21 protein-coding genes are annotated in these 19,914 nt (G+C 62.6%); 12 read left to right on the top strand and 9 right to left on the bottom strand.

Features of this window, described 5'->3' with window-relative positions:
* Positions 1-72: 72 nt before the first annotated feature.
* The 10 genes from PQQ51_RS00335 to PQQ51_RS00290 all read left to right on the top strand — a co-directional run bounded on the left by PQQ51_RS00335 (position 73) and on the right by PQQ51_RS00290 (position 8,418).
* A complete protein-coding gene (locus tag PQQ51_RS00335; protein ID WP_408493869.1) occupies positions 73-726 on the top strand; it encodes a UDP-N-acetylmuramate--alanine ligase in 654 nt (217 codons plus the stop codon).
* 10 nt (positions 727-736) lie between these two features.
* On the top strand, positions 737-1,288 hold the full coding sequence (locus PQQ51_RS00330; RefSeq protein WP_408493867.1) for a TlpA family protein disulfide reductase: 552 nt from the start codon (positions 737-739) through the stop codon (positions 1,286-1,288).
* A gap of 194 nt (positions 1,289-1,482) precedes the next feature.
* Complete coding sequence (gene aroQ / locus PQQ51_RS00325; protein ID WP_091799017.1) at positions 1,483-1,938, top strand: type II 3-dehydroquinate dehydratase; 456 nt, start codon at positions 1,483-1,485, stop codon at positions 1,936-1,938.
* Between the two features lie 78 nt (positions 1,939-2,016).
* Complete coding sequence (accB, locus tag PQQ51_RS00320; protein ID WP_408493865.1) at positions 2,017-2,484, top strand: acetyl-CoA carboxylase biotin carboxyl carrier protein; 468 nt, start codon at positions 2,017-2,019, stop codon at positions 2,482-2,484.
* Between the two features lie 127 nt (positions 2,485-2,611).
* Positions 2,612-3,979: an acetyl-CoA carboxylase biotin carboxylase subunit gene (gene accC, locus PQQ51_RS00315; protein ID WP_408493863.1), complete on the top strand. Its 1,368-nt coding sequence runs from the start codon at positions 2,612-2,614 to the stop codon at positions 3,977-3,979.
* A gap of 3 nt (positions 3,980-3,982) precedes the next feature.
* On the top strand, positions 3,983-4,885 hold the full coding sequence (gene prmA / locus PQQ51_RS00310) for a 50S ribosomal protein L11 methyltransferase (protein WP_408493861.1): 903 nt from the start codon (positions 3,983-3,985) through the stop codon (positions 4,883-4,885).
* 48 nt (positions 4,886-4,933) lie between these two features.
* Positions 4,934-6,307 (top strand): zinc-ribbon and DUF3426 domain-containing protein, encoded by a 1,374-nt coding sequence (locus PQQ51_RS00305; RefSeq protein WP_408493860.1) that lies wholly within the window; start codon positions 4,934-4,936, stop codon positions 6,305-6,307.
* Positions 6,308-6,380: 73 nt separating this feature from the next.
* The gene (gene tpx, locus PQQ51_RS00300) at positions 6,381-6,881 is read left to right on the top strand and encodes a thiol peroxidase (RefSeq protein WP_408493859.1); all 501 of its coding nucleotides are present in this window, start codon (positions 6,381-6,383) and stop codon (positions 6,879-6,881) included.
* 96 nt (positions 6,882-6,977) lie between these two features.
* Positions 6,978-7,916, top strand: coding sequence for a carbohydrate kinase family protein (locus tag PQQ51_RS00295; protein ID WP_408493858.1), 939 nt, complete (start codon positions 6,978-6,980; stop codon positions 7,914-7,916).
* 25 nt (positions 7,917-7,941) lie between these two features.
* On the top strand, positions 7,942-8,418 hold the full coding sequence (locus PQQ51_RS00290) for an outer membrane lipoprotein (protein WP_408493856.1): 477 nt from the start codon (positions 7,942-7,944) through the stop codon (positions 8,416-8,418).
* A 318-nt stretch (positions 8,419-8,736) separates the two neighbouring features.
* Here PQQ51_RS00290 and PQQ51_RS00285 read toward each other — a convergent pair whose 3' ends face one another.
* The 8 genes from PQQ51_RS00285 to PQQ51_RS00250 form a co-directional block, all read right to left on the bottom strand.
* A complete protein-coding gene (locus tag PQQ51_RS00285; RefSeq protein ID WP_408494280.1) occupies positions 8,737-9,357 on the bottom strand; it encodes a histone H1-like DNA-binding protein in 621 nt (206 codons plus the stop codon).
* A gap of 29 nt (positions 9,358-9,386) precedes the next feature.
* Positions 9,387-9,713 (bottom strand): hypothetical protein, encoded by a 327-nt coding sequence (locus PQQ51_RS00280; protein WP_408493855.1) that lies wholly within the window; start codon positions 9,711-9,713, stop codon positions 9,387-9,389.
* Positions 9,714-9,799: 86 nt separating this feature from the next.
* Positions 9,800-11,020 (bottom strand): ribonucleotide-diphosphate reductase subunit beta, encoded by a 1,221-nt coding sequence (locus PQQ51_RS00275; protein ID WP_408493853.1) that lies wholly within the window; start codon positions 11,018-11,020, stop codon positions 9,800-9,802.
* Between the two features lie 666 nt (positions 11,021-11,686).
* On the bottom strand, positions 11,687-14,701 hold the full coding sequence (locus PQQ51_RS00270) for a ribonucleoside-diphosphate reductase subunit alpha (protein WP_408493851.1): 3,015 nt from the start codon (positions 14,699-14,701) through the stop codon (positions 11,687-11,689).
* Between the two features lie 33 nt (positions 14,702-14,734).
* On the bottom strand, positions 14,735-14,926 hold the full coding sequence (locus PQQ51_RS00265) for a hypothetical protein (protein WP_408493850.1): 192 nt from the start codon (positions 14,924-14,926) through the stop codon (positions 14,735-14,737).
* A gap of 307 nt (positions 14,927-15,233) precedes the next feature.
* Positions 15,234-15,830, bottom strand: a complete 597-nt coding sequence (gene ampD, locus PQQ51_RS00260; protein WP_408493849.1) for a 1,6-anhydro-N-acetylmuramyl-L-alanine amidase AmpD — start codon at positions 15,828-15,830, stop codon at positions 15,234-15,236.
* Entirely contained in the window at positions 15,827-16,156 is a 330-nt protein-coding gene (locus tag PQQ51_RS00255) for a PP0621 family protein (protein ID WP_408493847.1), read from the bottom strand. Before PQQ51_RS00255 ends, ampD begins: the two co-directional genes overlap by 4 nt.
* Before the next feature lie 10 nt (positions 16,157-16,166).
* Positions 16,167-17,093: a cytochrome C assembly family protein gene (locus PQQ51_RS00250; RefSeq protein ID WP_408493846.1), complete on the bottom strand. Its 927-nt coding sequence runs from the start codon at positions 17,091-17,093 to the stop codon at positions 16,167-16,169.
* 81 nt (positions 17,094-17,174) lie between these two features.
* On the opposite strand from PQQ51_RS00250, the gene ffh reads away from it, so the two are divergent.
* Both ffh and PQQ51_RS00240 read left to right on the top strand, forming a co-directional pair.
* Positions 17,175-18,542, top strand: coding sequence for a signal recognition particle protein (gene ffh / locus PQQ51_RS00245; protein ID WP_408493845.1), 1,368 nt, complete (start codon positions 17,175-17,177; stop codon positions 18,540-18,542).
* A 73-nt stretch (positions 18,543-18,615) separates the two neighbouring features.
* Entirely contained in the window at positions 18,616-19,167 is a 552-nt protein-coding gene (locus PQQ51_RS00240) for a hypoxanthine-guanine phosphoribosyltransferase (RefSeq protein WP_007180337.1), read from the top strand.
* Positions 19,168-19,308: 141 nt separating this feature from the next.
* Here PQQ51_RS00240 and PQQ51_RS00235 read toward each other — a convergent pair whose 3' ends face one another.
* Complete coding sequence (locus PQQ51_RS00235; RefSeq protein ID WP_408493844.1) at positions 19,309-19,908, bottom strand: MarC family protein; 600 nt, start codon at positions 19,906-19,908, stop codon at positions 19,309-19,311.
* Positions 19,909-19,914: the final 6 nt, after the last annotated feature.

Below are 19,914 nucleotides of genomic sequence, written 5' to 3'. Positions count from 1 at the left end.
CGGCGGCCGGAAGCCCGCCTCCCGCATGCCCCTCCAGAAAGGCCTGTCATCATTCTCTAGTATGATTCCGGGATGGTTCGCAAATCTCATTTCGATCCCCAGCGGGTACGCGAGGAAATCGCCATCGCCGCTGCCCGGATGATCGCCGAAGACGGTCTGGACTACGCCACGGCCAAGCGTAAAGCGGCACGGCAGGTAGTCGGCGAGAGCCGTGTTGCCGGCGAATGGCTGCCGGATAACGACCAGATCGAAGAAGAAATCCGCGAGTATCAATCGCTGTTTCAGGGCGACAGCCAGCCCGAACTGCTACGCCGCCTGCGGCGCGTCGCCATCGACTGGATGCAGCGTCTCGCGCCCTTCAATCCGTATCTGACCGGCGCGGTACTCGGCGGCACAGCCGGCGAACACTCGGACATTCACCTTCAGGCGTTCTGCGACAACCCGAAAGAAGTCGCGATCTACTTCCTGAACGCCAACATTCAATACGACGTGTCCGAAACACGGCACTTCGCCGGACGCGGCTATGTGGAAACGCTCAGCTTCCTGTGGCGCCCCGAAAACGAAAAGGCCGACGCGGCGCCGGTCGGCATCCACGTCGCGCTGTACGAAACGGACGACCTGCGCGGCGCGGTCCGGGCCGACGCACGCGGCCGCACCGCTCGCGCCAATCTCCAGGCCGTGCGGATGCTGCTCGACAGCAGCGACGTCACTCCTTCACCTAATTAGATAGACCACGATGAACACGACACGGATTCTGGCAGGCGCGGTGATCGCGATAGCCGCCGCGGGCGGCGGTGTGCTGGCCAATCACTGGTTGAGCGGCGGCGACCCGGAAGTCGCGCACGCAGCGCAACCCGCATCGTCGGCGAGCGCGGTCGACCAGCTTTGGGCCGCGCCGGTGACCACCGTCGACGGCAAGCCGCAATCGCTGGCCATCCTCAAAGGTCACCCGATCGTCGTCAACTTCTGGGCGTCGTGGTGCGGTCCGTGCGTCGAAGAGATGCCCGCGCTGTCACAGCTTCAGCGCGACTATGCGAAGAAAGGAATCCAGTTCGTCGGACTTGGCGTCGATTCGGACAAAAACGTCCAGGCGTTCCTGCAGAAGGTCAAGGTCGCCTACCCGGTCTATGTCACCGGCTTCGGCGGCGCCGACCTCGCGCGCGCGTTCGGCAATAACGCGGGCGGATTGCCTTTCACCGTCGTAATCGACGCTAAAGGCAACGTTCGCTCGACAAAATTAGGCCAAATCGTCCCGAAAGACCTAAAACAGACGCTCGACGCCCTTTAAATTTCACAATCTTTTAACGCTTGAATGCTGGCGAGACGCGCGAAATTAGGCGCAATTCGCGCAGATTTGAGAGAAGATGGGCGCCCGGCGCGGCGGCAAAAAGCCGCCAACATCGATCCGAACGCGCGGGAAACTAGACAAGTTTCTCTAATCAGCGCTAAAGTGCGCCCAACTCCACGGAAATAGAAGCGACCATGACGCGACTGCTGGTACTGCACGGCCCTAACCTCAACCTTCTCGGCACCCGGGAACCCGAGGTTTATGGTCGGGTGACCCTGCCGCAGATCGATCAGGCGCTGGCGGACCGCGCAGCGGATGCCGGTGTCGAGCTCGCGTCGTTCCAGAGCAATCACGAAGGCGCTCTGGTCGATCGCATCCAATCCGCCCGGACCGAACAAACCGATTTCATACTGATCAATCCCGCCGCGTACACGCACACCAGCGTGGCCATTCGGGACGCACTGGCGGGGGTCGGCATCCCGTTCGTCGAGATTCATCTGTCGAACGTACATCGCCGCGAACCGTTCCGGCATCACTCGTATTTCTCCGACCAGGCAGAGGGCGTCATTTGCGGCCTCGGCTGGAAGGGATATCTATACGCGCTCGAATTCGCGCTCGACCGGCTCGCCGCCGGGTCGTCGCGCGGCTGATTCCAAACACGTCTAATTTGAGCCGGGTACTGCACGCTTGCACGCGCCGGCACTTCACGCATTGAAAGGGGCTTCCTGATGGATCTACGTAAACTGAAAACTCTGATCGACCTCGTCTCCGAGTCCGGTATTTCCGAACTCGAAGTGACCGAGGGCGAGGGCAAGGTCCGCATCGTCAAGAATGCGCCGCCGGTTTACGTGCAACCGTCCGCTTCGTACGCGCCGCAGTACGCGCAACCGGCGCCGGCCGTCGGCGGCGAAGCACCGGCTGCAGCAGCCGCAGCCGCTACGCCGGCCGCCGCAGCGCCGCAAGGCCACGTGGTGACCTCGCCGATGGTCGGCACGTTCTACCGCGCACCGTCGCCGGGCGCCGATCCGTTCGTCCAGGTGGGCGACACGGTCAAGGAAGGCCAGACGATCTGCATCATCGAAGCGATGAAGCTGCTCAACGAAATCGAGTCGGACAAGTCCGGCGTGGTGAAGGAAATCCTCGTCGAAAATGGCCAGGCGGTCGAGTACGGCCAACCGCTGTTCGTGGTTGGCTGACGCGGCACGCTTTGCGCTTCATGTGCGCCTGCCGTCCGCGCGTCCGCCTTTGGGGCGCGCGACCGATCCTCTGAGGTAGCCGGCGTTGCGATCAACCCGGTACCCATTGATGAGTCGAAAACCCGCTATGTTTGAAAAAATCCTCATTGCCAATCGTGGCGAGATCGCGCTTCGTATCCAGCGCGCCTGCCGCGAACTCGGCGTCAAGACCGTCGTCGTCTATTCGGAAGCCGACAAGGAAGCCAAGTACGTGAAGCTCGCCGACGAGGCCGTCTGTATCGGCCCGGCGCCTTCGAATCTGAGCTACCTGAACATGCCGGCGCTGATCAGCGCGGCCGAAGTGACGGACGCCGAAGCGATTCACCCCGGCTACGGCTTCCTGTCGGAAAACGCGGACTTCGCGGAACGCGTCGAGCAGTCCGGCTTCACCTTCATCGGCCCGCGCCCGGAAACGATCCGGATGATGGGCGACAAGGTGACCGCGAAGCAAACCATGATCAAGACCGGCGTGCCTTGCGTGCCGGGTTCTGAAGGCGCGTTGCCGGAAGATCCGAAAGAGATCGTGAAAATTGCCCGCCAGGTCGGCTATCCGGTGATCATCAAGGCCGCCGGCGGCGGCGGTGGCCGCGGCATGCGCGTGGTCCACACGGAAGCTGCGCTAGTCAACGCGGTCAACATGACACGCGAAGAAGCCGGCCGTGCGTTCGGCAACCCGCAGGTCTACATGGAGAAATTCCTGGAGAACCCGCGGCACATCGAAATCCAGATCCTCGCCGATTCGTTCAAGAACGCGATCTGGCTGGGCGAGCGCGATTGCTCGATGCAGCGACGCCATCAGAAAGTGATCGAAGAAGCGCCGGCGCCGGGCATCGCGCGCCGCCTGATCGACCGCATCGGCGATCGTTGCGCGGACGCCTGCAAGAAGATGGGCTATCTTGGCGCGGGTACGTTCGAGTTCCTGTACGAAAACGGCGAGTTCTACTTCATCGAAATGAACACGCGCGTGCAGGTCGAGCATCCGGTCACCGAACTGATCACGGGCGTCGACATCGTCCAGGAACAGATCCGTATCGCGGCCGGCGAAAAGCTCGCGTTCCGTCAGCGCGACATCGTGTTCAAGGGTCACGCGATCGAATGCCGTATCAACGCGGAAGATCCGTTCAAGTTCATTCCGTCGCCGGGACGTTTGACGTCGTGGCACATGCCGGGCGGCCCCGGCATCCGCGTCGATTCGCACGCCTACAATGGTTATTTCGTGCCGCCGAACTACGATTCGATGATCGGCAAGCTGATCGCTTACGGCGCAACGCGCGAGCAGGCGATCAAGCGGATGCGCATCGCGCTGTCGGAAATGGTGGTGGAAGGCATTCAGACCAACATCCCGCTGCACCGAGAGCTGATGCTGGACGCGAAGTTCGTCGAAGGCGGCACCAGCATCCATTACCTCGAAAACCGTCTGGCCGCGAAGCTGCAGGCCGCGCCGGAAGAAGCGTAACCCATGAGCTACCGGGAACTGATCGCCGAGCTGGCACGCGAGCACGCGGAGGAGTTTTCCGACGCACTGCTCGAGTTGGGCGCGCTGTCCGTGTCGGTTGAAGATGCGGATGCCGACACGCCCGACGAACAGCCGCTGTTCGGCGAGCCCGGTCTCACGCCGGATCGCACTGCATGGCAGCGTTCGCGCGTGATCGCGCTGCTGGCTCCGGAACACGAGCCGGCGGTGCTGCTCACCGCGGCGGCCAACGAAATCGGGCTGGAAGCCGCGCCTGCATTTACGGTGCGGGAAGTCGAAGAACAGGATTGGGTGCGCCTCACGCAGTCGCAATTCGATCCGATTTCGATCGGCGAACGCATCTGGGTCGTGCCGTCCTGGCACGACGCGCCGGACCCCACCGCCCTCGTGCTGGAACTCGATCCGGGCCTCGCCTTCGGCACCGGCAGCCACCCTACCACGCGGTTGTGCATGGAATGGCTGGAACAGTCGGTCAAGCCGGAGCAGTCGTTGCTCGACTACGGCTGCGGCTCGGGCATCCTCGCGATCCTCGCGAAGAAGTGCGGCGCGAATCCGGTGTACGGCATCGATATCGACCCGCAAGCGGTCGAATCGGCGCGCTACAACAGCGAGCGCAATCGCGCGGAAGTCACGTACGGTTTGCCTGACGATTGTCCGAGCGGCGAGTTCGATATCGTGGTCGCCAACATCCTGTCCAATCCGCTGAAGCTGATGGCTTCGATGCTTTCGTCGAAGGTGAAGCCGGGCGGACGCATCGCGCTGTCGGGCATTCTCGCGCGGCAAGCGGATGAAGTGGCGCAGGTCTACGCGCGCTGGATCGACATCGGCGTATGGCGCGAACACGAAGGCTGGGTATGTCTCACCGGAACGCGCCGCGAAAGCCATTAGAATAGGGCGTATTGTCCAATCAACAGCCTTTCGGCTTACCGGCTCGATATGCTCCTGGCGACGCGCTGCCCCTTCTGCGAAACCGTCTTCCGCCTGCAACCGGCGCAGCTCGCGCTGCGCCGCGGACTTGTGCGCTGCGGGCATTGCCATGAAGTATTCGACGCGTCGAGCAGCCTGTTCGAGTTGAACGAGAACGGCGACTTCGCCAGCGCGAGGCCGATCGCCGCGGCTGCGGCGATCGAGTCTTTGTCGGGCATACGTCCGCAAGGCCCCGATTTCAGCGCGGAAGCGTGGGACCCCTGGGCGGCCGCCCCCGACGCCACAATCGACAACCGTCTGCGGCACAACGCAGGCAATGTGCCGCTCACGCCGGTTTCCACCGGTGCGGGCGTCGCCGTCACGCCGCGTCACGCCATCGAGCCCGAACTGCCGCCGAGCGCCTTCACTGCGCCGATTCCTGCCGACCACGAACCCATTCTCGCGGATGCACCGCTCGAACCGTTCGCCTATGCGGAAGATCCGCCGTCGGACGCACCGCGTGAGCCTTTTGTGCGGCCGGTCGAACCCGCATCGGCTGACGAAGCGCCACGGGTCTGGCACAAAACCGAACGCCCTTCCGAACATGCTGATGATGAGCCTGTGCTCGGTGCAGCGGCGAGCTTGCATGGCGGCATTCCGGACAACGAACCGCATTTCGGCGCGAGTTCCTCCACCGGGAGTGAAGCAGGTTTGGGCACCGCGGCGGGAGCGAGCACTGCAGCGTTCGGCACGGCCGCCGGGGCCGAGGTAAGCTCGAACGCGAGTACGAGCGCATTCGGCACAGCCGCTTCAGCGCCACCCGCCGCCGGTTCCAGCGGCGAGCCGTTCACGGTCAGGCCGCCGGTCCAGGACGGCGTCGATCCGTTCCCCGTGGTTCGTGAAACCCGGCCGGCGGAACCACGCCGCGTCGGCTGGATCATTCTCGGCTCGGTGGTCGCGGCGCTGCTGGTGATCGCGCTGCTCGCGCAACTCGCGTGGTGGCAGCGCGAAACGGTGCTGGTCTATTTCCCGCGTTCGCAGTCGCTTTACGTGAAGGCTTGCGCGCAGTTCGGCTGCCAGGTCACGCCGCCGCACGACATCGACGGCTTGCAGGTCGAACCGTCCGATCTGCGCCAGATCGATGGCCCGCACAAGCTCGAACTGAAGATGCCGCTGCGCAATCGCTTCAACGTCGCACTGGCTTATCCTGCGATCGAACTCACGCTGCTCGACGAGCAGAACAATGTCGCCGTGCGCCGCGTGCTGTGGCCGCAAGACTACGTCGCGCCCGGCACGCCGATCGCCGCGGGTCTGCCCGCGCACACGACGCAAACCATGATCGTGCACCTCGACACAGGCAACGCGGTCGCCTCCAATTTCCGCGTACAGATCTTTTATCCGTAACGCACTCTCGCGCGTCCGGCCTCGACCGGGCGCATTCACCGTCATTTCTGACGACTTTCCGGAGCACAACACCATGAGTCAAGTCACGCTGGGTGGCAACCCGATCGAAGTAGCCGGCACGTTCCCGTCGGTGGGCCAGAAAGCGCCCGCCTTCTCGCTGGTCGGCAAGGATCTGAAGACGTTGTCGCTGACCGACTTCGCCGGCAAGCGCAAAGTGCTGAACATCGTGCCGAGCCTCGACACGCCGACCTGCGCAACGTCGACCCGCAAGTTCAACGAAGCCGCAGCCAAGCTGAGCAACACCGCGGTGATCGTGGTGTCGGGCGACCTGCCGTTCGCCGCGTCGCGCTTCTGCACGACCGAAGGCATCGAGAACGTCGTCACCGCGTCGACGTTCCGCGGCCACGAGTTCGCGCAAGCGTACGGCGTCGACGTGACGAGCGGCCCGCTGACGGGCCTGACGGCACGCGCGGTGGTGGTCGTCGACGAAAACGACAATGTCGTGCACGCTGAGCTGGTCGGCGAAATCAAGAACGAGCCGAACTACGACGCAGCGCTCGCCGCGCTGAAGTAAAACCTTCGCGCACGAACCCCGGCGCCGCGCTTCGTGCGCGGCGCTGTCACATCGTCGCGCACATTTCATCCATCGATTTTTACGGGAACGCTCGCCTTGGCTACGCTCATTTGCGGCTCGCTCGCCTACGACAACATCATGACCTTCGAAGGCCGCTTCCGGGAGCACATCCTGCCGGAGCAGGTCCACATCCTGAACGTGAGTTTTCTGGTGCCGACGATGCGCCGCGAATTCGGCGGCTGCGCGGGCAACATCGCTTACTCGCTGCATCTGCTCGGCGGCAACGCGCGCATCATGGGCGCGCTCGGCGCGATCGACGCGCAGCGCTATATGGAGCGCTTCGCGCAGCTCGGCCTGTCGACGGAAAACGTGCTGGTCGTGCCGGACACCTACTCCGCGCAGGCGATGATCACCACCGACCTCGAAAACAATCAGATCACCGCGTTCCACCCCGGCGCGATGATGCAGGCGCATCTGAACCGCGCGGACGAAGCGAAGGGCATCACGCTCGGCATCGTCGGACCGGACGGCTTCGACGCGATGGTTCAGCACGCGGAGCATCTGGCCGCGGCCGGCGTGCCGTTCGTCTTCGATCCGGGTCAGGGTCTGCCGCTCTTCGATGGGCCGACGCTGCGGCGCGTGATTGAACTTGCTACTTACGTAGCAGTCAATGATTACGAAGCCAAACTGGTGAGCAACAAAACGGGTTGGTCGATCGAAGAAATTGCCGGCAAGGTCGAAGCGCTGATCGTCACGCTCGGCGAAGAAGGTGCGCGGATTCATCACGCGGGCGGCATCGAAGACATTCCGGCAGTGAAGGCACGGCAAGTGCTCGACCCTACAGGGTGCGGCGACGCGTTTCGCGGCGGCCTGCTGTACGGCATCGAGAACAAGCTCGGCTGGGCGACCACCGGGCGTCTCGCGAGCCTGATGGGTGCGCTGAAGATCGAACAGCAAGGTCCGCAAAACTACGCGCCCAGCCGGGCGGAGATCAACGAACGGTTCAAGCAGGCGTTCGGATACGACCTGCAGTAATACCGGGAGCTATTGGAGTTAGGGAATGAAAACAACCAGCCGCCTGATAGTGGCCGCCTTGATTGCCGGTTCACTGGCAATGTCCGGGTGCGCGTACAACAGCAGCTCTGCAGACGTCTACACGGCGTCGCAGGCTCAACGTGAAGAGACGGTTCGCATGGGCACGGTCGACAGCGTCCGCGCCGTGAAGATCAGCTCGAACAACGGTCAGCCGAGCGGTCTCGGCGCAATCGGCGGCGGCGCTCTCGGCGCGGTCGCCGGCAGTGCGATCGGCGGCGGCCGTGGTTCGATCGTCACCGGGATCATCGGCGGTCTCGCTGGTGCGGTGGCGGGCAATGCGGTCGAGAACGGCGTCGCGGTACACGACGGTCTCGAGATCACCGTGCGACTCGACAACGGCGACCTGCGCGCGATCACGCAGAGCGCCACCGGCGAAATCTTCCGCGCGGGCGAACGTGTCCGTCTGCTCTCCAGTGGCGGCGTGACGCGCGTCACGCACTAACGCTTTCCCCTCTCGCGCGGCCGCGCTGTACGCGCCGCTGCGGCGACCTCACACGCATGCCCTCCCCTGTGCATGCGTTTTTTTCGTCTGTACGTTTTGATGCCGCCGTCGGCAAGCGTCTCGCAGGGGGCGTCCTCTTCGGGCGCCCGTTCGCGAGTGCTAACAAAATCACAGGACGAAAAAAATCCCGTCGCCGGAAACCCGGCAACGGGACCCTGACCGAGTAGCGCTCGGTCGTACTGCTGGTGCTACTTAAGCGCTACTCGATCATCGACACCTGATACAACGTGTCGAAGTGCTCGACTGCCTGTCCGCCAATTACGGACGGCTGCCCGTCGGGAACGGCCATGCCGCTGCCGGGTTCAGCGCGGTCTTCACCGTCGCCGCCGGTGCGCTCGAGACGGAAGTCGCTGCGGGTGCGGGAGCCGCCTTCTTGGCGACAGCCTTCTTCGCAGGGGCAGCCTTCTTCGCAGGAGCGGCAGCCTTCTTCGCAGGAGCAGCCTTCTTGGCAGGCGCAGCCTTTTTAGCAGCAGCCTTTTTCGCAGGCGCAGCTTTCTTGGCAGCAGCCTTTTTCGCAGGTGCGGCTTTCTTCGCAGCAGCCTTCTTAGCCGGCGCGGCCTTCTTGGCTGCAGCCTTCTTCGCCGGTGCGGCCTTCTTCGCTGCAACCTTCTTCACTGCAGCTTTCTTTGCCGGTGCTGCCTTCTTCGCCGCAACCTTCTTCACTGCGACTTTCTTGGCTGCAACCTTCTTGGCCGGAGCAGCTTTCTTCGCTGCAACCTTCTTCGCCGGTGCTCCCTTCTTAGCTGCGACCTTCTTCACTGCGACTTTCTTTGCAGCGACTTTCTTTGCCGGAGCAGCCTTCTTAGCCGGTGCAGCCTTCTTGGCTACAACCTTCTTCGCTGCGGGTTTCTTAGCTGCGGCTTTTTTTGCAGTTGCCATCATTTTCTCCTTCAGGTTTTCAGATGAGATCAGTTCAAACTACACCCTTCGTCAAAACCCGCTTCCCGCGGACGCTTCTCAGGGCGCGCGCTACGAAGCGGGCTATTCATCGGCGTACGCAGGTGCTGCGCGCTTACGCTAATGAATGCGGTAAGGCGCGCGGGGTCCATGGACACCGCGCGCCAGATCTGTTCGGCGCTGGAACCCAGCGCCGGCAATTGCTTGATCGGGCCGCCGGCAGCGACGCCAGCGGCTTTTTCCGGGGGGAAGTTTGCCCATCCCACTGAAGGGTTCGCAAAGTGCCAGTCATGGTTGTGGGCCGCGACCTCGCGCGGCGCACCGGGCATGCTTTGCATCAGGCGATTCTGCTCCTAAGCATAATTGCCGCGGCCGAAGCCCACGGCATCCCCATCGATGAATACATCGACGACGCGAACCCGGATCACTCCCAGGTCAGCGCGCCGCCAGTCTGATATTCGATCACTCGCGTCTCGAAGAAGTTGCGTTCCTTCTTCAGGTCGATCATCTCGCTCATCCACGGGAACGGGTTTTCCTCGTTCGGGTACAGCGGATCGAGACCGATCTGCTGGCAACGGCGGTTGCAGATGAAACGCAGATAGCTCTTGAACATCGACGCGTTGAGGCCGAGCACCCCGCGCGGCATCGTATCTTCGGCGTAACGATATTCAAGTTCGACCGCTTGCTGGAAGATCTCGCGGATTTCCGCGCGGAACTCAGCCGTCCAGAGTTGCGGGTTTTCGAGTTTGATCTGGTTGATCAGGTCGATGCCGAAATTGCAGTGCATCGACTCGTCACGCAGGATGTATTGGTACTGTTCCGCCGCGCCGGTCATCTTGTTCTGGCGACCCAGCGCCAGGATTTGCGTAAAGCCGACGTAAAAGAACAGGCCTTCCATCACACAGGCGAACACGATCAGCGAACGCAGCAGCGTCTGGTCTGCTTCGAGCGTGCCGGTCTTGAAGCCCGGATCGGTCAGCACGTGGATGTACGGAATCAGGAATTCGTCTTTCGCGCGGATCGAGGAGACCTCGTGATACGCGTTGAAGATTTCGCCTTCGTCGAGACCCAGCGATTCGACGATGTACTGGTAAGCGTGCGTGTGGATCGCCTCTTCGAATGCCTGGCGCAGCAGGAACTGGCGGCATTCGGGCGCCGTGATATGGCGGTAGGTGCCCAGCACGATGTTGTTGGCGGCGAGGGAATCGGCCGTCACGAAGAAGCCCAGGTTGCGCTTGACGATGCGGCGCTCGTCTTCGGTCAGACCGTTCGGGTCTTTCCAGAGGGCGATGTCGCGCGACATGTTCACTTCTTGCGGCATCCAGTGGTTGGCGCAACCAGCCAGATACTTTTCCCAGGCCCACTTGTATTTGAACGGCACCAACTGATTGACGTCGGTCTGGCCGTTGATGATGCGCTTGTCGGCAACGTTGACTCGCGCTTCGGTGGAAGCAGCGGGAGAAACGGAAGCAGCGGGAGCGACAGCGATGTCGTTCGCGAACACTTCTTGAGCCGAGGGAGCGTGGGGAGCGGAACGTGTTCCGACTTGCGAACCGACAGCCGATCCCGCAGCGTTGCGCAACACGTTCTGTTGCGTAGCGCTCGAGGGAGTTACGGCAGTGATCTCGTCATCCCAGTTGAGCATAAATGTCACCATCAATTTAGAACGGTTTGTACCATCTTTTCACGAGCGATAAAAGCCTTCGCTGATGAAAAATCCTGTTTTCGATTCGCGTTGCTACGTTCATACAACACTTTGTTCGAGAGACCCTGTGCGTTGCCTCGTGTGAAGCGTGTTGAACGTGTGTCGTCGAGGTGCTTCACGAACTCGAAGAGCAACGTGTCGAAGCGACATTTCGCTGCTCTATCTATCTGTATTGCGGAGCGCGTTTGCAGTGTCTTGCGCTTGCCTTCGTCTGCTGGTTCGTCAGCGTCGGCGAAGTGAAGTTCAATGCAATGTCGAGCGATGCATGTCGCGGGTTGGATTGATCGCGCTGTTGATCGAACCTTCGATCGCGCCGTTTGCTGAGCGCTTCATGTCGAGCGCTTCGTGTGTGTTGCCGGATGCTTGCTGCTGCCTGCCGACTACCGAGCTGCTTTCGTCTGTCTGAATCTGTCGCCTCGTTTTCGAAGAGCGGCGCGATTTTTATCTGCATCGCCGCACCGCGCTTCTACTTCACTCATCGACTTCATTCAGCGACCTCACTTCAACAGCGCATCTGCCAGGTTCGCTGCTCGCTGCATGCGGGTCATTACCTACAACCCGTCAGCAAGCAACGATCCTGCTGCGCGCCGCCTGCCCGACTCGCGCTTACTGGCAAGCCTCGCATTCGTCGAAGCCCGGGTCGCCCGGACGCATCATGCACACCGGACCATCCGCTTCCGGCGCTGCTTCAACCGCGACTGCTGACGTGGCCGCTGCAGCCTGAAAGCCGCCCGCGGCACCACCAGCCGCGCCGTTGTTCGCACCGAAACCACCTGCCGCGCCACCTGCAGCACCGCCCGAACCTTCGCCGCCCGAACCCGCACCCGAGCTCACCGCATTCAACGCGCCGTGCGCCACGGTCGATTTCTCGACGTGCGTCGCCGCCATCGTGCGGAGGTAGTACGTGGTCTTCAGACCGCGCACCCAGGCGAGCTTGTAGATTTCGTCGAGCTTCTTACCCGACGCGCCACCCATGTAGATGTTCAGCGACTGCGCCTGGTCGATCCACTTCTGACGACGCGATGCCGCTTCAACCAGCCACACCGGATCGAGTTCGAACGCGGTCGCGTAGATCGCGCGCAGGTCGGCCGGGATGCGGTCGATACGCGACAGCGTGCCGTCGAAATACTTCAGGTCGGCGACCATCACTTCGTCCCACAGGCCGCGTTCTTTCAGGTCGCGCACCAGGTAGTCGTTGACCACCGTGAATTCGCCCGACAGATTCGACTTCACATACAGATTCTGGAACGTCGGTTCGATGCAAGCCGACACGCCGATGATGTTCGAGATCGTCGCCGTCGGCGCGATCGCCACGCAGTTCGAGTTGCGCATGCCGTAGGTGGCGATGCGCGAACGCAGTTCGGTCCAGTCCATCGATTCGCTCGAATCGACTTCGACATAACCGCCGCGTGCTTCGGCCAGCAGCTTCACCGAGTCTTGCGGGAGGATGCCGCGATCCCACAGCGAACCGCGGTAGCTGGAGTAACGGCCGCGCTCCTGCGCCAGTTCCGTCGACGCGTAGTAAGCGTAGTAGCAGACCGCTTCCATCGACGTGTCGGCGAATTTGACCGCTTCTTCCGACGCATACGGCGTGCGCAGCAGATGCAGGCAGTCCTGGAAGCCCATGATGCCCAAGCCGACCGGACGATGCTTCAGGTTCGAGTTACGCGCCTTGGCGACCGCGTAGTAGTTGATGTCGATCACGTTGTCGAGCATGCGCATCGCGACGCTGACCGTGCGCTTCAGCTTGTCGTGGTCGAGCACCAGCGTGCCGTCGGCCTGTTCCTTCAGGTGCGCGACGAGGTTCACCGAGCCCAGGTTGCAGACGGCGATTTCGGCGTCGCTGGTGTTCAGCGTGATTTCCGTGCACAGGTTCGACGAATGGACGACGCCGACGTGCTGTTGCGGCGAGCGCACATTGCACGGATCCTTGAACGTGATCCACGGGTGGCCGGTTTCGAACAGCATGCCCAGCATCTTGCGCCACAGTTGCGCCGCCGGAATCTTCTTGAACAGTTTGATCTCGCCGCGCGCGACCTTGTCTTCGTAAGCCGTGTAAGCCGTTTCGAATTCAGCGCCGAACTTGTCGTGCAGATCCGGACAGGTGGACGGCGAGAACAGCGTCCAGTCGCCGCCTTCGTGCACGCGCTTCATGAACAGATCGGGAATCCAGTTCGCCGTGTTCATGTCGTGCGTGCGACGACGGTCGTCGCCGGTGTTCTTGCGCAGCTCGAGGAATTCTTCGATGTCCAGGTGCCACGTTTCCAGGTACGCGCAAACCGCGCCCTTCCGCTTGCCACCCTGGTTCACGGCAACCGCCGTGTCGTTGACCACCTTCAGGAACGGCACCACGCCTTGCGACTTGCCGTTGGTGCCCTTGATGTGCGAACCCAATGCACGCACGCGCGTCCAGTCGTTGCCCAGACCGCCGGCGAACTTCGACAGCAGCGCGTTTTCCTTCAGCGCTTCGTAGATGCCGTCGAGGTCGTCGTCGACCGTGGTCAGGTAGCACGACGACAGTTGCGAGCGATGCGTGCCCGAATTGAACAGCGTCGGCGTGGACGACATGAAGTCGAAGCTCGACAGGATGTTGTAGAACTCGATGGCGCGCGCTTCGCGGTCGATCTCGTTCAGCGACAAACCCATCGCGACACGCATAAAGAATGCCTGCGGCATTTCGATGCGCACGCCGTCGTGATGCAGGAAGTAGCGGTCATACAGCGTTTGAAGACCGAGGTAGCCGAACTGCAGGTCGCGGCTGTTGTCGAGCGCGGCGCCGAGGCGCTTCAGGTCGAACTGCTGGAGCTTGTCGTCGAGCAGGCCGGCACCGATGCCGCGCTTGATGAACTGCGGGAAGTACTCGGCATAGCGGTCGGCCATTTCCGTTTGCGTGACTTCCTCTTCGAGGATCTCGCGGCGGATCGTGTGCAGCAGGATGCGCGCGGTGACCTGGCTGTATGCCGGGTCTTTCTCGATCATCGTGCGGGCAGCCAGAATCGCCGAGTCGTAGACCTGGCCCATCGGCACGCCGTCGTACAGATTCTTCACCGTTTCCGCGATGATCGGATCGGCGCTGACCGCGTCGCCCAGGTTCGAGCACGCCAGTTCGATGATGCCGCGCAGTGCCGCCATGTCGAGCGGACGCGTGACGCCGTTGTCCGTGACGTTCAGGCCCGGCGTGTTGGCGACGATCTGGTCGTCATGACCGCGCGCCTGCGTGCGCTTCTCGCGATACAACACGTACGCACGCGCGACGTTGTGCTCGCCGCCGCGCATCAGCGCGAGCTCGACCTGATCCTGGATGTCTTCGATATGGAACGTGCCGCCGTTCGGACGGCTGCGCAGCAGCGCGCGCACCACGTTCTGCGTGAGTTGCTCGACCAGTTCGCGCACGCGTGCGGATGCCGCACCTTGACCACCGTTCACGGCCAGAAAAGCCTTCGTCACGGCGATGGCGATTTTCGACGGTTCGAACGACACGACGCTGCCGTTACGACGGATCACCTTGTAGTCGGCGTACGTCGCTTGCGGCGCGAGCGACTGTGCGCCTTGTGCCTGGCCGAAAGCCTGGCCAGTCGGTGAACCCTCGTAGCGGGTCGTCACGTTGTCGGTGGTTTGCATGTGCAAAGCTCCTGGTCCTGGAAATGTTGCGGATTAAAACGAACGCTGCGCGACGGCGAGCGATTGGGAGAAGGAAAAGAGCCGACGGGACCGGCCGGGCCGGTTAGCGGGATGCGACTGCGATGAAGCCTGATTCGAATTGATGACGGTCTTCACCGTGTATGTCGCGATCACTTTGCCAAGCCCCTTTCCTGAATACTTCTGGGTGCCGCCGGAGATATCCACCGGCCGCGCCGCAGGAATTTTTTCGCTGCCTGAAATGCTTGCGGCGCCATGCTCCGGGAGCGGGGCGCCGCTAACTTATGCACCAGTTGCGCACCCACTTATTCACACGGTTATGCACAGCACAACACAAGATATAGTGCGAAACTGATTTTGTGGCACCAAGTATAGTGGAGTTTCAAGACAGGTCAAACCGATTTATTTGCTTTCGATAGCTTGACTTTTGGATAGCGGCGCGCCCAGCCGACTCCCCGGAGAACGAGATGGCGCCTCGTTCTCCACGCATCACGCGAGCGCGCGCGAAGGGTCGTTACGGTGTTTTGGAAAACTTGAGATAGGGGAAATACTGAGCGGCGAGCGCGGTGTCTTCCTGCAGGCGCAGCCACTCGAAATAGGGCCCGGGATCGGTCTTGCGACCGGGGGCGATGTCGGAGTGACCCGCGAGCGCCTCGACCGGATAGCGAGCCTTCAGCGCTGTGACGAGCGCGCTGAGCGTGGTGTATTGCGCGGCTTCGAAAGCGATGGTGTCGCTGCCTTCCAGTTCGATGCCGATCGAGAAATCATTGCAGCGTTCGCGGCCGAAAAAATTCGACGGCCCCGCGTGCCATGCGCGCTCGTTGCAGGACACGAATTGTTCGAGCGCGCCGTCGCGATGAATCACGAAATGCGCGGACACTCGCACGCCGCGCAGATGCGTGTCGTAGTACGGGTGAGCGTCGCAGTCGAGCGTATTGAGGAACAGTTCGGCGATCGCCGTGCCGCCAAACTCGTTGGGCGGCAAGCTGATGTTGTGAACGACGATCAGCGTCGGCACGGCCCCTTCAGGTCGCGCTTCGAAATTCGGCGATGGCAGTTTGCGTGCGGCGGCGACCCAACCGTCGGCATCGACGGTGAACTCGACGCTCATCGAGCGTCGCGGCCGGTCGGATGCGCGCCGTAACGCTGCGCGTGCGCGGCGCTGCAGAACGGCTGCCCCGCCACCACCACGGAGTCGCTCTTCGGCGCATGCACGCCGCACTCGGCACAACGGATCATCGGCTCGGCGAGTTGCGGCTGCGCTTGCGGCGCGTTGGGGCTGCGAGGAGCGCCGTTCGGACCGTTGGGACCGTTCGGACCTTTTGCACCGGCACCGGCACCGGTGCGTTGGGCCGTTTGCGCGTCATGACGACGCAGCGCCTTGACCAGCCACTGGCCGACGAAGAATAACAGGATCAGCAGAAAAATTTGTCGCATGTCAGGAGACTCACACTACAGCACGGTGCAACAGCACCTCGAAAACGAAACGGCTGCCGACGTACGCCAGCAGCAACGCGACGAACGACGCCAGCACCCAGCGCAACGCCGCACGGCCGCGCCAGCCGGACACCTTGCGCGCGGTCAGCAGCGCGCCGAACATCACCCAGGAAAGAATCGCAAAAACGGTTTTGTGATCGAGCCGCAATGCGCGGTCGACCAGTTGCTCGCTGAACAGAATGCCCGACACCAGCGTGAGCGTGAGCAGCACGAAGCCTGCGCCGATCAGACGGAATAGCAGCTTCTCCAAAGTCAGCAGCGGTGGCAGCGTATCGAGCCAGCTCGACAGCCAGCCGTTCCCCGCTGCGGCCGCATGCCGCTGCGCGACACCGCCGCGCATCGCGTGCAAACGGCGCTCCACCAGCAGCATCAGGATCGCGTGCAGCGCGGCGATCGCGAACAGACCATACGCAATGTTGGCGATCAGGAAGTGCAGCTTGAACATCGGCGCGGCCGAATACGGCAGCACGCGCACACCGTTGAACGCCAGCGGCAATAAAGAGGCGATGCAGGCGAGCGGCAGCACCAGCAGACGCAGCCCGTCGAGCGGAAAGAACAGACTCTCGATCCAGTAGATGCCGGCGCCGAGCCAGAACATCGCCGACAGCGCGAACGCGAAACCGAACACCATCGCGTTCTGCGGAAAGATCGTGGTATGGAGCAGCACACCGTGGGCCAGCAGCGCGACGCACAGCAGCGCACGGCCCGACGTGCTCATGCCGGACGCCGCCGACACCGTCGACGACGCTGCGGCGACCGGCATCGGCGGCACGCTTTCGAGCATGGGGCGCAACGCGGCTTGCCGGTGCGAGCGCCAGCCGGCTACGGCAAGACCACCGTAGAGGAGCGCAGTGAGGGCATACAGTACAATATCCATATTCGAAGTTTACACTAGGCCCCAACTCCGCGACGTCTTCTACTTCGCGTGCTGCGCGGGCCGCACTGTTCATCGCTCCCCATGCTCGACAATCTGACTCAACGGATGGCGCGCGTCGTCAAGACGCTGCGCGGCGAAGCCCGGCTCACCGAGGCGAACACCCAGGAAATGTTGCGCGAAGTTCGCCTCGCGCTGCTCGAGGCCGACGTGGCGCTGCCCGTCGTGCGCGAGTTCATCGCCAAGGTGAAGGAAAAGGCGCTCGGCGAGGAGGTCATCAGCAGTCTGTCGCCGGGTCAGGCGCTCGTCGGCGTGGTGCAGCGCGAGCTGACCGCGATCATCGGCGGCGACTACGAAGGCAAGGCTGCCGAGCTGAATCTCGCGGTCACGCCGCCGGCCGTCATCCTGATGGCGGGTCTGCAAGGCGCAGGTAAAACTACCACGGTCGGCAAGCTCGCCAAGCTGCTGCGCGAGAAATACAAGAAAAAAGTCCTGACTGTTTCGTGCGACGTCTATCGCCCTGCCGCTATCGCGCAGTTGAAAACAGTCACGGAACAGGTCGGCGCGGATTTCTTCCCGTCGGAACCTGATCAGAAACCGGTCGACATCGCGATCGCCGCGGTCGACTGGGCCAAGCGTCACTATCACGACGTGCTGCTGGTCGACACCGCCGGCCGTCTCGGTATCGACGAAGCGATGATGGCGGAAATCACCGCGCTGCACAGCACGCTGAAGCCGGCGGAAACGCTGTTCGTGGTCGACGCGATGCTCGGCCAGGACGCGGTGAACACCGCCAAGGCATTTAGCGACGCGCTGCCGCTCACCGGCGTGGTGCTCACCAAGCTCGACGGCGATTCGCGCGGCGGCGCGGCGTTGTCCGTGCGTCACGTGACGGGCAAGCCGATCAAGTTCGTCGGCGTCGCCGAAAAGCTCGACGGTCTCGAAGTGTTCCACCCCGACCGGATGGCGAGCCGGATTCTCGGCATGGGCGACATTCTCGCGCTCGTCGAAGAGGCGCAGCGCGGCGTCGACGTGCAAGCCGCGCAGAAGCTCGCCGACAAGGTCAAGAAAGGCGGCGACTTCGACCTCAACGATTTCCGCGCGCAGCTCACGCAAATGAAGGGGATGGGCGGCCTGTCGTCGCTGATGGACAAGCTCCCCGCACAATTCCAGCAAGCCGCCGCCGGCGCCGACATGGGTCAGGCAGAAAAGCAGATGCGCCGCATGGAAGGCATCATCAACTCGATGACGCCGCTCGAACGCGCGAAGCCCGACCTGATCAAGGCCACCCGCAAGCGCCGCATCGCTGCGGGCGCGGGCGTCCAGGTGCAGGAAGTCAACCGCATGCTGAATCAGTACGACCAGATGCGCACGATGATGAAAAAGCTGAAGGGCGGCAATCTGCAAAAGATGATGCGCGGCATGAAGGGCATGTTGCCCGGCATGCGCTAAGCTAGAAGCACGGGAACGTCCGTCGTGGCGTTCTCACCCACACTATGTATACAGTTACCGCCCGTCAGACGTCATGAACCGCGAAGAAGCTCTCCACATTTTTAGCCACTCCGAAGAAATCGTTTCGGCCGACGACGTCAACGCGTCGATCAGCGGCATGGCGGCCGCCATCCGCGACGAGATGAGCGAGGACTTCCCGCTCGTGCTGTCGGTAATGGGCGGTGCGGCGGTGTTCACCGGCATGCTGTTGCCGCACCTCGATTTCCCGCTCGAGTTCGACTACATCCACCTGACCCGCTATCGCAACACCACCAAGGGCGGCAACGAGATGCAGTGGCGCGTGGCGCCGGCGGAATCGGTGAAGGATCGCGTCGTGCTGGTGCTCGACGATATTCTCGACGAAGGCGAAACGATGGCCGCGATCCGCGACCGCATTCTCGCGATGGGCGCGAAGCGCTTCCTGAGCGCAGTGCTGTGCGAAAAGATCATTCCGAAAGCCAAGCCGCTGCGCCCCGATTACTGCGGCTTCGAAGTGCCGGACCGTTATGTGTTCGGCTGCGGAATGGACGCGAAGGGATACTGGCGCAACCTGCCGACGATCCGCGCGTTGACCGAAGGCGCGTGAGCGGCATTTCAGCGTTGCGTGTTCTGCGCGATTAGACGCGGCTCAATGTAAAAAAGCGGCCCAAACACGGGCCGCTTTTTGTTTGCCTCGCGCCGGTCGAGCGCTGGCCGAGCGCCGAGCGGCGCCCGGCACGTGCAAAGGTCACAACTGATGCACGAACGAGCGGATGCCGCCCAACATCATCTCCACCGAGATCGCCACCAGCACGAGACCCATCAGGCGCTCGAAGGCCATCATCGCGCGCTCGCCGAGCCACGCCTGAATCCGCTCCGCCAGCATCAGCACGATCGCGCAGACGATCATCGTGACGGTCAGCGCGCCGATCCATTCGAGCGTCTTGCCCGGCGCCTGCGACGTCAGCAGCATCACCGTGGCCAACGCCGACGGACCCGCCAGCGCGGGAATGGCAAGCGGCACGATCAACGGCTCGCCGCCGCGCGTATCGCCACCGAGCGGTCCGTCCGGATGCGGAAACACCATCCGCAGCGCAATCAGGAACAGCACGATCCCGCCGCCGATCCGCAGCGACTGGTCCGTCAGGTTCATCATGCGCAGGAAGCGGTCGCCGACCAGCATGAACACCAGCAGGATCGCGAAAGCGATCGCCACCTCACGGAGAATGACGATCGTGCGACGCTGCGGCGACACCGCGCGCAGACAACTGATGAAGAGCGGAATGTTGCCGAGCGGATCGGTGATCAGAATCAGCAGAACCGTTGCAGACGCGAAGGTGTACTGCACATGCGC

Origin of the sequence: Paraburkholderia xenovorans (genome assembly GCF_046030735.1) — a bacterium.
GTDB classification, from domain to species: domain Bacteria; phylum Pseudomonadota; class Gammaproteobacteria; order Burkholderiales; family Burkholderiaceae; genus Paraburkholderia; species Paraburkholderia xenovorans_A.
Note: the sequence above shows the minus strand (reverse complement) of the source record. Positions and strands in the feature narration are given on the sequence as shown.

Coding starts and splice junctions, on each gene's coding strand:
- PQQ51_RS00305 (WP_408493860.1), top strand. CDS start 4,934: ATGCTCCTGGCGACGCGCTGCCCCTTCTGCGAAACCGTCTTCCGCCTG.
- ampD (WP_408493849.1), bottom strand. CDS start 15,830: ATGAGCGTCGAGTTCACCGTCGATGCCGACGGTTGGGTCGCCGCCGCA.
- prmA (WP_408493861.1), top strand. CDS start 3,983: ATGAGCTACCGGGAACTGATCGCCGAGCTGGCACGCGAGCACGCGGAG.
- PQQ51_RS00270 (WP_408493851.1), bottom strand. CDS start 14,701: ATGCAAACCACCGACAACGTGACGACCCGCTACGAGGGTTCACCGACT.
- PQQ51_RS00335 (WP_408493869.1), top strand. CDS start 73: ATGGTTCGCAAATCTCATTTCGATCCCCAGCGGGTACGCGAGGAAATC.
- PQQ51_RS00290 (WP_408493856.1), top strand. CDS start 7,942: ATGAAAACAACCAGCCGCCTGATAGTGGCCGCCTTGATTGCCGGTTCA.
- ffh (WP_408493845.1), top strand. CDS start 17,175: ATGCTCGACAATCTGACTCAACGGATGGCGCGCGTCGTCAAGACGCTG.
- tpx (WP_408493859.1), top strand. CDS start 6,381: ATGAGTCAAGTCACGCTGGGTGGCAACCCGATCGAAGTAGCCGGCACG.
- aroQ (WP_091799017.1), top strand. CDS start 1,483: ATGACGCGACTGCTGGTACTGCACGGCCCTAACCTCAACCTTCTCGGC.
- PQQ51_RS00330 (WP_408493867.1), top strand. CDS start 737: ATGAACACGACACGGATTCTGGCAGGCGCGGTGATCGCGATAGCCGCC.
- accB (WP_408493865.1), top strand. CDS start 2,017: ATGGATCTACGTAAACTGAAAACTCTGATCGACCTCGTCTCCGAGTCC.
- PQQ51_RS00240 (WP_007180337.1), top strand. CDS start 18,616: ATGAACCGCGAAGAAGCTCTCCACATTTTTAGCCACTCCGAAGAAATC.
- PQQ51_RS00280 (WP_408493855.1), bottom strand. CDS start 9,713: ATGCAAAGCATGCCCGGTGCGCCGCGCGAGGTCGCGGCCCACAACCAT.
- PQQ51_RS00250 (WP_408493846.1), bottom strand. CDS start 17,093: ATGGATATTGTACTGTATGCCCTCACTGCGCTCCTCTACGGTGGTCTT.
- PQQ51_RS00275 (WP_408493853.1), bottom strand. CDS start 11,020: ATGCTCAACTGGGATGACGAGATCACTGCCGTAACTCCCTCGAGCGCT.
- PQQ51_RS00285 (WP_408494280.1), bottom strand. CDS start 9,357: ATGGCAACTGCAAAAAAAGCCGCAGCTAAGAAACCCGCAGCGAAGAAG.
- PQQ51_RS00255 (WP_408493847.1), bottom strand. CDS start 16,156: ATGCGACAAATTTTTCTGCTGATCCTGTTATTCTTCGTCGGCCAGTGG.
- accC (WP_408493863.1), top strand. CDS start 2,612: ATGTTTGAAAAAATCCTCATTGCCAATCGTGGCGAGATCGCGCTTCGT.